This is a genomic window from Agrobacterium sp. CG160-95, assembly GCF_053521725.1.
Window position 1 is genome coordinate 59,858 of the sequence record NZ_JBNWDU010000002.1, and the last position, 11,937, is coordinate 71,794.

Consider the following 11,937-nt stretch of genomic DNA (forward strand, 5'->3'; position numbering starts at 1 on the left):
AAGCGGAATGGGCGACACAAGATGAACCATCGCTGAACATCCGGTTCCAGCATCGTTCAGTTTGAGAGCCATAAATATCCGTCATCGGAGACATGCTCCGTGGCAGAAGCAATAACGTCCCTTCTTCTTCTGCCCTATTCGCCGGAACCGCGACTGCTTTAACCGACGGTTCCGGCAATTTTTTCTTTGACCTTCCGCCGTCGCCGACCTATCCCGAAAAGGCAGAGAAGCCGGAAAAGACCGATGATCGAAGCCACATTGCGCGAGAGCGAAGACAACCCGGTTCCCGGCAACCATACCGTCGGTTATTTCACCGGCCACGGCGGCAAACAGCTTCGATACGCGATCTTCCGCGCCAGCCGACACATTGCGCGCGGAACCGTGGTTCTGCTGCATGGTCGCAACGAATGTATCGAGAAATACTTCGAGACCGTCAGCGATCTGACGGCCATGGGATTCTGGGTCGCGACCTTCGATACGCGCGGGCAGGGCGGTTCCGAACGGTTGCTGAAGAAGCCAAGCGCCGGGCATGTACGACGTTTTTCCGACTACAAGCGCGATATAAGTTTGTTTCTCGAACAGGTGGTGCTGCCGGATACCCGGCTGCCATTCTTCATGATCGCCCATTCAACCGGCGCACTTGCAGCACTGGCCGCAGCACCCGGCCTGTCGAACAGGATCGACCGTCTGGCGCTTTGTTCGCCCTTTATCGAGCTGGACAGCCAGCAATCCGTTCCTTCGTCCGTCATCCGGCTGGTCGCGACCGCTTTAAGCCTGTTGGGTCTTGGAAAGCTTCAGCTCGGCAGGGATCAGCGCGAACGGGATTTCGATGGCAACCCGCTGACCTCTGACGCCAGACGTTTTGCCAGAAATCTTGCGCTGCATCGGCAATTTCCGGAACTCTTCATCGGCGCACCGACAGCGCGATGGGTTTATGAAGCGCTGAAAACGATGGATCGGGTGACCCGTCAGGACCATTTGACGGACATAACCATTCCCACCCTCATTCTTGCGCCGATGCTGGATACGATCACGCCCTATAAGGCGCAGGAGGAACTCTCGCGCAACTTCCGCGCGGCGCAGCTTCTTCCCATAACCGGTGCTCGCCATGAATTGCTGCATGAGCGCGACGTTTTCCGCAAACAGGCGCTGGCGGCCATCGACGCCTTTTTCGCGCCGGAATGACGCGGCGATGACGGGGATGGCGCGGTTTGCGCCATCCCCGTCAGTCGTATCATCTACAGTTTTGAAAGAATGGCGAGCGCCTGTTCGTGCACGGCTTTGGAACCGGCTGCCAGAATGCGGCCGCCATTTTCCGGACGCCCCCCATCCCAGGTGGTGATGATGCCACCTGCCTGTTCAATCACCGGAATGAGCGCGCCGACATCATAGGGCTTCAAGCCCGATTCGATCACCAGATCGACATGGCCGGCGGCAAGCAGGCAATAGGCGTAACAATCCACGCCATAACGGAAAAGGCGAACCTGATCCTGCACCTTGTCGTAAAGGGGCTTTTCTTCCGTCGTGAAGATATGGGGTGTCGTGGTGAACAGCACAGCATCCGACAGCGAAGCGCATTCGCGCGTGCGGATCTTGCGTTCACCATCCGGCCCGAAATACCATGCGGCCTCGCCGTCGGCGAAATAACGCTCTTTCGTGAAGGGCTGGTCCATGATGCCCATCGAAGCGCGGCCGGCCGACTGGAAGCCGATCAGCGTGCCCCAGACCGGCACGCCGGAAATGAAGGCGCGTGTGCCGTCAATCGGATCGATAACCCAGATATGTTCGCGATCGAGACCGACATTGCCGTGTTCTTCACCAAGAATGCCGTGTTGCGGGAAACGTGCCTCGATGAGGGCGCGAATGGCGCTTTCTGCTGCCTGATCGCCTTCCGTCACCGGATCATAGCCGCCGTCCTCCTTGTTGGTGACGGCAATGCCTGTGCGGAAGCGGGGAAGCGTTTCAGCGCTGGCGGCTTCGGCAAGTTTGAAGAAGAAATCCCGGTCGGGCAGCATGCGAAACCTCATTGCCTGAATTATTGGGCCTGAATTGTATGGCGAAATGCATAGACCGGAATTGCACCCGCCGTCCACACGTACGGATGCAGGCACGGCCGATTCCAAATTTTCAGCATAAGCCTAAAAAAAGTGCATAAAATAAAATGATTGACAATTGTGCATATAATGCGTAGCGTGACCCTGCAGTCTTTGACTGTAAATACCCTCCTTGGGTGTTTCCTCCCTAGACTTGACCGCGCCAAGGCGCGGTTTTTTTTGCCCGCGCGTGGCCAGGCGGTCTGGAACAGGGATCTGAAATATCCTGGAATTTGATGTGTTATTCGGCGGCGAGCGAGGTTTCGATCGCGTATTCCGAAACGAAAGCGCCGAGCTGGCGCATGAAGATTTCAAGCGATGCCTGAATGGCGGGAAAATCTGCTTTCTTCGAAAGCGTTTTTTCATCGACGTACAGCGCCCGATTGACCTCGATCTGGAGCGCGTGAAGAGAGCGGATCGGTCGCCCGTAATGTTCCGTGATGAAGCCGCCGGCATAGGGCTTGTTGCAGACCGCAACGAAACCCAGTTCTTCAAGAAAATGCAGGGCGGCGCGGGAGACCTCCTGGGAAGCACTGGTGCCGTAGCGATCGCCTATAATGATATCCGGCCGCAGGTTTGAGCCGGCAACGCGGATATTGCCCGGCATCGAATGGCAATCGATCAGTACCGCCATGCCGAAATTGGCGTGGGTGCGTGACAGTAGCCGGCGCAGGCAGGCGTGGTAGGGTTTGTAAATCGTCTCGATCCGTGACAGCGCCTCGTCCACCGGCAGGCGGTGGGCATAGATGTCCATATTCTCGGCGACGATACGGGGTACCGTTCCCAGGCCGCCGGCGACCCGCATGGAGCCGATATTGGCATAGGGAGGCAGAGTGCCTTCGAACATGCGCGGATCAAGCTCGTAGGGCTCGCGATTGACGTCGAGATACGCGCGGGGAAAATTGGCTTTCAGGAGCGGCGCACCGATGTCGGGCGCAGCGGCGAACAACTCGTCAACGAAGTGATCTTCCGAGCGCCGGATCTCGTGCGAATCAAGCCGCGCCGATTCCAGAAAGGAGATGGGGTAACAGCGACCGCTATGAGGTGAATTATAGACGAATGGCAGGGTTTGAACGGCAGGTTCCGTTACTTCGAACAGCTCGTATTCACCCGTTATCCAGTCCATTCAGTGCCATTTACCATGTCGTAAACTATCAGGATGTTCATGTTGCCAGTTACGGTGCGGCAAGTCCATACTATCGACCATGCAGCGCTATACCGATTCTTGTGTTCACATGATATTTACCGTGAAAATCCTATAATCGGGCTAGGGTATCTCAAACATTGAGCAGTTACGGTCACTTATGATGAATCAGAAAATTCTTCTCGCTGAAGATGATAACGATATGCGCCGCTTTCTCGTCAAGGCGCTGGAAAAAGCCGGTTACAAGGTTTCTTCCTTCGACAATGGCGCAAGCGCTTACGACCGGCTTCGCGAAGAGCCTTTCTCGCTGTTGCTGACAGATATCGTCATGCCCGAAATGGATGGCATCGAGTTGGCCCGGCGCGCGACTGAACTCGACCCCGACCTGAAAGTCATGTTCATCACCGGCTTTGCGGCCGTCGCGCTGAACGCCGATTCGAAGGCTCCAAAGGATGCCAAGGTGCTTTCCAAGCCGTTCCATCTTCGCGATCTGGTGGATGAGGTCAACAAACTCCTTGTGGCGTAAGGGGTCTCAAAAAACCTTCACAAAACCGAAAAAAAGCAGTTGACGCATGAACCGGTTTTGTGGTCTATCCGCCGCCACGGAGGGCGTGTAGCTCAGCGGGAGAGCACTACGTTGACATCGTAGGGGTCACAGGTTCAATCCCTGTCACGCCCACCATCCGAATTCTTAAATATCAAGGCCTTGCGAGAAATCGCAGGGCCTTTTTGCATAGTGGCCTCAGTGTCAATCGAACCTGTCCCCTATGGAGTATGCGTCAACGGTCCCATCACAGGAACACGCTGCGACACCGTCATAAATACCACTCCAACTAGGGCAAAGAGGATCGGCAGGAGGACTTAGCGGCCTTCCATGCGGCATGGACATGGAGGAGGGCGTGATGAACCGAAGCGTTTGCGTGCTGCCCGCCATTTGGCGTCCTGAGTGCATCGCGCCTTGCCATCCCTTGGTCTTAAGACATCCGACTGCCGCCAGCTGATTGGTATAGGCAAGCAGATTGACTGCCTATTCGATCCGCGGAGTTCGCTCGAGCGACGGGCTATCCTGTAGGCAGCGTCCAAACTATCCATGCGCTCCGCAATAAATTTCACTCAAAAAAATAAAATTCAAACCGGATTGACGCTTGCCCGGTTTCCCGATATCTCAAACGTCATGCAATAAATTACACGACTTAAAATTTATTGCGGGTTGGTCATTGTCCTTGGGAGGGGAATATGTTGGCTTTTCTGAAATCGACCGTTGCCGCGGGTGTCTTAGCCGTGGCGATTTCCGCAGGCGCCGGCTCTCAGGCCGCTGCTGCGGGCAAATTCGCCTGTGAACCGGGCGAGACCTATGTGATGAACGTCATGGTTTCGAGCCACCCCTACTGGGTGCCGGTCTTTGAAGGTTTCAAGCAGGCCGCGAAGGCCTTGGGCTGCGAGGCCGTTTTCACCGGCACGCCCGAATACGACATCACCAAGCAGATCGCGTCCTTCGAGCAGGAACTGGTGAAGAAGCCGAAGGGTATATTGCTGCATCCGATGCAGGCCGATCCCTTTATCGAACCGATCAACAAAGCGATCGACTCCGGTGTTTCGGTGACGACTTTTGCGGCGGATTCGCCGAAGTCGAAACGCACCGCCTACATCACCTCGGACAATGTTGCCGAGGCGAAATTTGCGGCTGACGAGATCGTCAAGAAGCTGGGCAAGAAGGGCGAATATGCCGTTCTCGAAAATCCGGGCCAAAGCAACCATGATCTGCGCGTCACCGCACTCATCGATTACATGGGGCGCACTTATCCGGAAATGAAGCTCGTCGGCCGCCAGGCGACCAACCAGGATGCAAACGTCGCCTATCAGGCGGTGGGTGCCCTGTTGCAGGCCAACCCCAATCTAGGCGCATTGTGGATTCCTGAAGCCGGCTCGGCTGAAGGCGCAACGACCGCTGTTCTCGAGGCCAAGAAGAAGGTCCTGATCCTGCATGCGGATATTACCCCGGCGACGCTGGAGCACATCAAGCAGGGCAACATCTACATGTCCATCAATCCCAATCAGGGCGTTCAGGGCTTCATGGGTTTCATGAACACCTTTCTGGGTGCCCATTCGGATCTGATCGACCCCTTCAACGACTACAAGGTATCGGGCTTCAACCCGATGCAGGTTCCTTCGATGGACAATGGTTTCGCCGTGATTACCAAGGCGAACGCCGCTTCCTTTGATCTCAATGACTATATGAAGGGGCGCTGACGCGCCGCCCTGAAACCGGCGAGGTTTACGCCTCGCCGGCAAAGGGGAGCCACGTTCGGGAGGGGCGTTATGGGCGAGGTCATCCTCAACATGACGAATATTCACAAGGCGTTCGGGCCCGTGCGGGCGTTACGCAGTGCTGCCTTTGAGCTGCGGCGGGGAGAAATCCATGCGCTCGCGGGTGAAAACGGCGCCGGTAAATCGACGCTGATGCATATTATCGATGGCATTTTGCAGCCCGATGGCGGCGAAATCCTGCTGGACGGCAAACCGGTCAAAATATCCTCGCCCAATGCGGCGAACCGGCTCGGTATCGGTTTCGTGCATCAGGAGATTGCGCTTTGCCCGGAAATTTCGGTTGCCGAAAACATGTTCATGTCGGAGACCGGCCAGAGTAAATCCTGGTTCATGAATTATCGCGATCTTGGCAAGCGGGCGGCAACCATCCTCAAGGAAATCGGCGATATCGATCCCGCCAGCCGTGCCGGTGATCTGTCGATTTCGCAACAGCAGATCGTCGAGATTGCAAAGGCGCTGACGCTGGACTGCCGTATCCTGATCCTTGATGAGCCGACGGCGGCTTTGACCGAAACCGAGGCCCAGACCCTTTTCCGGATCATGCACCGGTTGGCGGAACGCGGGATTGCGATCATCTATATCTCGCACCGGATGGCGGAGATTTTTGAGCATTGCGACCGCATCACGGTGATGCGCGACGGTTGCCACATCAGGACGGAGAATATCTCGGAGATTTCCCCGGAGGAAGTCGTCAACAGCATGGTGGGACGGGTGCTCGACAAGCTCTACCCACCGAAACTTGCGGAAGAAGAAAAATCGAATGACGTCATTCTCTCTGTTCGGGGACTGAACGAGGGAAAGCGCGTTTTCGATGTCGATTTCGATCTGCGCCGGGGCGAAATCCTCGGGCTCGCCGGCTTGATCGGCGCAGGGCGAAGCGAAATTGTCCGTGCGGTCTGCCGGCTGGAGGGAAAACCAAAAGGCGAGGTCACGTTGCGCGGCCGGCCGCTGAGGCTCAAGGACTATCGCGACAGCATTCGGGAGGGGCTGGTCTATCTGTCGGAAGACCGCAAGGGCGACGGGCTGTTTCTCAACATGTCCATTGCCGCGAATGTCTCGGCGCTCGATGTCGGCAGGATATCGAACGGCATGGGCTTTATCGAACGGCGCAAGGAAATGAAGCGCGCCGACGAGTTGGGACGCCGGCTGAAATTGCGGGCAAACAGCGTCGGTGACGCTGTCTCCACCTTGAGCGGCGGCAACCAGCAGAAGGTGGCACTGGCAAAGATGCTGTCGGTGGAGCCACAGGTCGTCTTTCTCGACGAGCCGACACGCGGGGTGGATGTGGGCGCAAAGGCCGAAATCCACCGCCAGATCCGGGAATTGGCACGCGAGGGTGTGGGCGTGATCGTCATATCCTCCGAATTGCCGGAACTCATCGGTGTCAGCGACCGCGTACTGGTCGTGCGCGAGGGGCGCATTGCCGGCGAGGTTGAGGGTGAGGACATGACGGAAGAAAAGATCATGCAGCTTGCATCGATCAATATTGCAGAGAGCCCGACAGGGGCCTGAGGGAGCGGGAAAATGGCAACATCGGAAACACCTTCGGGCATTGCAGAAGTGGCGGTTCGCCGCACAGGCTGGTGGGAACCGGCGCTCAAGGCACGGGAGACCGGACTTATCGTCATCATCCTCGCCCTTTTCGCGGTGATGTCTTTCATATCCCCGTATTTCCTGACGGTCGACAATCTGCGGGCCATGGCGATGGTTTTCGCCATCGAAAGCATCGTCGTGGTCGGCATGACGATCCTGTTAATCTCGGGCGGCATTGATCTATCCGTCGGTTCCGTCACGGCGCTTGCGATGGTTGCGGCTGGCTGGCTATTCCTCAACGGTGTCGATCCCTGGGTCGCGGCCGGGCTGGCAATCTGCCTCACCACGTTGGTCGGCATGGCCATGGGATTTCTGACAACGGTCATCGGCCTGCATCACTTCATCGTATCGCTCGGCGTCATGGTGATTGCGCGCGGCGTCTGCCTGCTCGCAACGGGCGGCCGGCCGCTTGGTCTCTACTCGCTGCCGCCGGAATTCAAATTCATCGGCCAGGGCGCGCTTGGCGGCATTCCGCTGGTGCTGATCATATTCGCGGTGGTGGTCGTCTGCTTCGATCTCTTGCTGCGGCGCACGACGGCATTCCGTAAGGTGTTCTATACCGGCAGCAATCCGAAAGCGGCGGCTTATTCCGGCATCCGCGTCGGCCGGGTGGTGTTTGCCACCACCACACTTTGTTCGATGCTGTGCGGTGTCGCAGGCGTGATCTACATGGCCCGCTTCGGGTCAGCACAGCCGAGCTTCGGAGTCGGCATGGAACTTAACGTGATTGCAGCCGCGGTCATCGGTGGCGCCAGCCTTTCGGGCGGCTCTGGCACCATTCTCGGCGCAATCCTCGGGGCGATCCTTCTGTCGGTCGTTTCCAGTTCACTTGCCTTGCTCAATGTGTCTGTCTACTGGCAGGACATCATCAGGGGAAGCATATTGCTGACGGCGGTCCTGTTCGACCACTATCTTGTCAAGCGTCGCCGCTGAGCGCCTGTGGTAATTGGAGATATACGATCATGCTGGATACCAAGGACGATTTCGATCAACAGAGGCAGATGTACTCCGTCCTGGTGCTGCATTTCATCGAGGGCGTGAAGCAGTCGGAAATTGCCGAGCGGCTCAATCTTTCCCACACCAAGGTGAACCGTATGATAGCGGCGGGCCGCAAGGCAGGCATGGTAAAGATCACTATCGCCAGTCCCTATCAGAGGCTGGTGGACCTCGAAAACGAGATCACACGCCGCTTCGGCCTCAGACAGTCGGTGGTGACACCAACGGTGTCCGACAATCCGGAAACCGCGCTGCAGATGGTCGGACGCGTGGCCGCCAACCACTTGCTGGAGACTATCCGCGACGGCGACGTGATTGCGATTACCGGCGGCAAGGCGGTGAGTGCCGTCGTCGATAATCTGGAGGCCGAGCGCCGTTTCGATGTGCGGGTAGTGCCGCTGACCGGCGGTGTCCAGGGCAAGCACTATACGGATGTCAATCATCTGGCCACGCAACTGGCGGAAAAGCTCGGCGGCAGCGCGTCGCTCATTCATGCGCCGCTATTTGCCGAGGATGAGGAACAGCGTGATCTCCTGATGAATGTCGCTTCGATCCGCGAAGTGTTCGACTTAGCGCGACAGGCGCAGGTGGCGCTGGTTGGCATCGGTTCCGTGGAGGCGCCCGGTTCCGGTTATTACGATCTGCTGCCGGATGTGGCCCGTGGCGGGCAGGCGCTGGTGGATGCGGGCATTGCCGGGGAATTCCTTGCCCATCTCACCATGGCGGATGGGCAACTGGCGCGGATCGATCTCAACTCGCGCGTGGTGGCGCTGGACCCCGGGCAGCTTGCCCGGTGCCCGAACATCATCGGCGTGGCGGCCGGGGCCATCAAGGCCGGACCGGTGGCAGCCACGCTTGCCGGCCGCTATCTGACCTCGCTCGTCGTGGACGAGGCGATCGCCGGCTATTTACTGGATCAGGAAGAGGGGGAAACTTCGTGACGGACAATTCAATATTGACCCGGACGATTGGCCGCAGCGGTATCAGCGCATCAGCCGTGGGGCTGGGCACCTGGGCCATCGGCGGCTGGATGTGGGGCGGCACCGATGAGCGGCAATCCATCGCCGCTATCCAGGCCTCCATCGATGCGGGCATTTCCCTGATAGATACCGCGCCAGCCTATGGCATGGGGCTTGCGGAAACCATCGTCGGCAAGGCGATTGCCGGCCGGCGCGACAAGGTGGTGTTGGTCACCAAATGCGGGCTGGTCTGGCATGTGAACGAGGGCGCCTATTTCTTCCACCAGGATGGCAAGCCCGTTCACCGTTATCTCGGCGCCGCTTCGATCCGGCATGAGGTCGAAGAGAGCCTGAAGCGGCTCGGAACCGACTATATCGACCACTATGTCACCCACTGGCAGGATGCGACGACGCCGATTGCCGAGACGGTGGAAACGCTTGTGCGCCTGAAGGACGAAGGCAAGATCCGTTCGATCGGCGCGAGCAACGTCTCGCCGGAGGATTTGGTAGCCTATATCGCCACCGGCGCGCTGGATGCCATCCAGGAAGAATATTCAATGGTGCGGCGGGACATCGAGACGACACTTCTGCCGCTTTGCCGCACGAGTGCTGTTTCGGTCCTGAGCTACTCGTCGCTGGCGCTCGGTCTTCTGTCCGGCAAGGTCGGACCTGAACGGGTTTTTGCAGGGGATGATCAGCGCAAGGGCAATCCGCGTTTCAGCCAGGCAAACCGCGAGAAGATCGCGCGGCTGATGCGGGGTCTGGAGCCGGTGGCCGAAGCGCATGGGGCGTCGATTGCGCAGGTCGTGATTGCCTGGACGATTGCCCAGCCCGGCATAACATTCTCGCTGTGCGGGGCGCGCGATCCGGCTCAGGCGGTTGAAAACGCTGCTGCGGCCCGCCTGCGCCTCGCGGAAAATGAACTGGCTCTCATCAGCGCCGGCGTTGCCGAGCATCTCGTGGGGCTCGATGCGTAAATCATGTAGCTGAGACGGGGCTTCAGGCGAATATCGCATAATTTTCGTCACCCCTCTCTCTCGTCGCTTTAAACGTTTAACAACATTGGGACGCTGGTTGTTAGCCAGCGAACGGTATTCCTATGCCCAGTTTTCGCGAGGACGCTCTACGCCGCATCCGGCAAGACGGTGATTTCGACGCCGTCGTCATCGGTGGCGGTATCAATGGTATCGCCGCCTATCGCGATCTCGCTTTACAGGGACTGCGGGTGCTTCTGGTAGAGCGCTACGACTTCTCGTCCGGTTGCAGTGCCGCACCCTCGCGCATGATCCACGGTGGCCTGCGATATCTCGAAAATGGTGAATTCGGCCTAGTGGCGGAATCGCTGCGGGAGCGTGATGCGCTTCTGACGCTGGCACCGCATATGGTTCATCCGCTGCCGACGACGATCCCGATCTTTTCAACCTTCAGCGGCCTGTTCAACGCGGCTGCGACCTTTGTGGGTTCCGGCGGAAAACCCGCCAGCCGGGGGGCACTGGCCATCAAGGCGGGCCTCATGCTCTATGACTTTGTCACCCGCAAAAATCGCATCCTTCCCCGACACACCTTCCGCAACGCACGCAAGACGTTGCAACGCTGGCCGGGCCTGACGCCAGGCATCAGATATTCGGCCACCTATTACGATGCGTGGATCAGCCAGCCCGAACGGCTTGCGCTGGAGCTTCTGATCGACACCCGGGCCGATGCGCCGCAAAGCATTGCGCTGAACTATGCCGAGTTTGTCCGTGCGGGCGACGACTATCGTCTTAAGGTGGAGGGCACGGACGAAACCTTGCCCGTCCGGCCACGCATCATCGTCAATGCGACGGGCGCCTGGATCGATGAGACGATTGGAGCGCTAACGACCACACAGGCTGCGGGGAGGGCGAAACCGACCGTTTCCGGCACCAAGGGATCGCATCTGATCCTCGCCAACGAGGCGCTCTTTAAGGCCTTAAACGGCCATATGATTTTTTTCGAGAATGCCGACAACCGTGTCTGTATCCTCTTTCCCTATCTTGGCCGGGTTCTCGCTGGTTCGACAGATATCAAGGTTGATCGTCCCGAACGGGTGCGATGCGAACCGGAAGAGCGTGATTATATTCTCGATGCGGTCCGTCAGGTCTTTCCGCATATTTCCATCGACCATTCCGACATCGTCTACAGTTTCAGCGGCATACGCCCGCTGCCGCGCAGCGACGCAGCTTTTACCGGAAGAATATCCCGCAGCCATTTCATCCACCGCGTGGAGGGCGATCCGCCGCAGCTCTGCATGATCGGCGGCAAGTGGACGACGTTCAGAGCCTTTGGCGAACAGGTGACCGACGAGGCTCTGGCCTTTCTCGGACGCAAGCGGCTGACTGGCACAATGAACCGCCCGATCGGCGGCGGCAGGAACTTCCCCAGCGGTGCCGGGCGCCTGCCGGCCCTGCTGTCGGAGGAATTTTCGATCGACCGGGACCGGGCCGAGTATCTGGCATCGGCCTACGGTTCACGTGCCTTCGAGTTGATGGGTTTTTGTCGGGGCCGTCCGGATGACAGTCCGCTTTGCGAAAAACCGTCGATCACGGCGGCAGAGGTGGTCTGGCTGATCCGCTGCGAACATGTCCGCCATCTGACCGACCTCATCCTGCGGCGCACGACGCTTGCCATTACCGGCGTCATCGATGCCGATCTGATCGATGCGATCCTTGGCGTCGCAGCGCGCGAGCTGGGATGGGCGCCACAGCAGGCGGCGGACGAACGGCAGCGGCTCGTTGATGAACTGGAGACCTTTTACGGGGTCACGACGGCAATGCTTAAACACAGATGCAAGGAGAATGCATGA

Annotated in this window: 10 protein-coding genes and 1 tRNA gene; 9 read left to right on the plus strand and 2 right to left on the minus strand. The window is 58.4% G+C overall.

What is annotated here, in order from left to right:
• The first annotated feature begins 243 nt into the window (after positions 1-243).
• Positions 244-1,185, plus strand: a complete 942-nt coding sequence (locus ACQZ63_RS06955) for an alpha/beta hydrolase (protein ID WP_111803340.1) — start codon at positions 244-246, stop codon at positions 1,183-1,185.
• Positions 1,186-1,238: 53 nt separating this feature from the next.
• Here ACQZ63_RS06955 and hisN read toward each other — a convergent pair whose 3' ends face one another.
• Positions 1,239-2,015: a histidinol-phosphatase gene (gene hisN / locus ACQZ63_RS06960; protein ID WP_013761929.1), complete on the minus strand. Its 777-nt coding sequence runs from the start codon at positions 2,013-2,015 to the stop codon at positions 1,239-1,241.
• 319 nt (positions 2,016-2,334) lie between these two features.
• Positions 2,335-3,219, minus strand: a complete 885-nt coding sequence (locus ACQZ63_RS06965) for an N-formylglutamate amidohydrolase (RefSeq protein ID WP_113555455.1) — start codon at positions 3,217-3,219, stop codon at positions 2,335-2,337.
• A 181-nt stretch (positions 3,220-3,400) separates the two neighbouring features.
• Here ACQZ63_RS06965 and cpdR point away from each other — a divergent pair, with 181 nt between their 5' ends.
• The 8 genes from cpdR (at position 3,401) to ACQZ63_RS07005 (ending at position 11,937) form a co-directional block, all read left to right on the plus strand.
• The gene (gene cpdR / locus ACQZ63_RS06970; protein ID WP_003497910.1) at positions 3,401-3,763 is read left to right on the plus strand and encodes a cell cycle two-component system response regulator CpdR; all 363 of its coding nucleotides are present in this window, start codon (positions 3,401-3,403) and stop codon (positions 3,761-3,763) included.
• A gap of 81 nt (positions 3,764-3,844) precedes the next feature.
• Positions 3,845-3,919: transfer RNA gene (locus tag ACQZ63_RS06975), tRNA-Val, on the plus strand.
• A 554-nt stretch (positions 3,920-4,473) separates the two neighbouring features.
• The gene (locus ACQZ63_RS06980; RefSeq protein ID WP_003511565.1) at positions 4,474-5,487 is read left to right on the plus strand and encodes a substrate-binding domain-containing protein; all 1,014 of its coding nucleotides are present in this window, start codon (positions 4,474-4,476) and stop codon (positions 5,485-5,487) included.
• Between the two features lie 69 nt (positions 5,488-5,556).
• Positions 5,557-7,077, plus strand: a complete 1,521-nt coding sequence (locus tag ACQZ63_RS06985) for a sugar ABC transporter ATP-binding protein (protein WP_113555454.1) — start codon at positions 5,557-5,559, stop codon at positions 7,075-7,077.
• A 12-nt stretch (positions 7,078-7,089) separates the two neighbouring features.
• Complete coding sequence (locus tag ACQZ63_RS06990) at positions 7,090-8,091, plus strand: ABC transporter permease (RefSeq protein WP_003511562.1); 1,002 nt, start codon at positions 7,090-7,092, stop codon at positions 8,089-8,091.
• Between the two features lie 29 nt (positions 8,092-8,120).
• Positions 8,121-9,095 carry a sugar-binding transcriptional regulator gene (locus ACQZ63_RS06995; protein ID WP_019564982.1) on the plus strand — a complete coding sequence of 325 codons (975 nt, stop codon included), beginning with the start codon at positions 8,121-8,123 and terminating at the stop codon, positions 9,093-9,095.
• Positions 9,092-10,090: an aldo/keto reductase gene (locus tag ACQZ63_RS07000; protein WP_113555453.1), complete on the plus strand. Its 999-nt coding sequence runs from the start codon at positions 9,092-9,094 to the stop codon at positions 10,088-10,090. Before ACQZ63_RS06995 ends, ACQZ63_RS07000 begins: the two co-directional genes overlap by 4 nt.
• Before the next feature lie 122 nt (positions 10,091-10,212).
• Positions 10,213-11,937, plus strand: a complete 1,725-nt coding sequence (locus ACQZ63_RS07005) for a glycerol-3-phosphate dehydrogenase/oxidase (protein ID WP_113555452.1) — start codon at positions 10,213-10,215, stop codon at positions 11,935-11,937.

Coding starts and splice junctions, on each gene's coding strand:
- ACQZ63_RS06955 (WP_111803340.1), top strand. CDS start 244: ATGATCGAAGCCACATTGCGCGAGAGCGAAGACAACCCGGTTCCCGGC.
- hisN (WP_013761929.1), bottom strand. CDS start 2,015: ATGCTGCCCGACCGGGATTTCTTCTTCAAACTTGCCGAAGCCGCCAGC.
- ACQZ63_RS06965 (WP_113555455.1), bottom strand. CDS start 3,219: ATGGACTGGATAACGGGTGAATACGAGCTGTTCGAAGTAACGGAACCT.
- cpdR (WP_003497910.1), top strand. CDS start 3,401: ATGAATCAGAAAATTCTTCTCGCTGAAGATGATAACGATATGCGCCGC.
- ACQZ63_RS06980 (WP_003511565.1), top strand. CDS start 4,474: ATGTTGGCTTTTCTGAAATCGACCGTTGCCGCGGGTGTCTTAGCCGTG.
- ACQZ63_RS06985 (WP_113555454.1), top strand. CDS start 5,557: ATGGGCGAGGTCATCCTCAACATGACGAATATTCACAAGGCGTTCGGG.
- ACQZ63_RS06990 (WP_003511562.1), top strand. CDS start 7,090: ATGGCAACATCGGAAACACCTTCGGGCATTGCAGAAGTGGCGGTTCGC.
- ACQZ63_RS06995 (WP_019564982.1), top strand. CDS start 8,121: ATGCTGGATACCAAGGACGATTTCGATCAACAGAGGCAGATGTACTCC.
- ACQZ63_RS07005 (WP_113555452.1), top strand. CDS start 10,213: ATGCCCAGTTTTCGCGAGGACGCTCTACGCCGCATCCGGCAAGACGGT.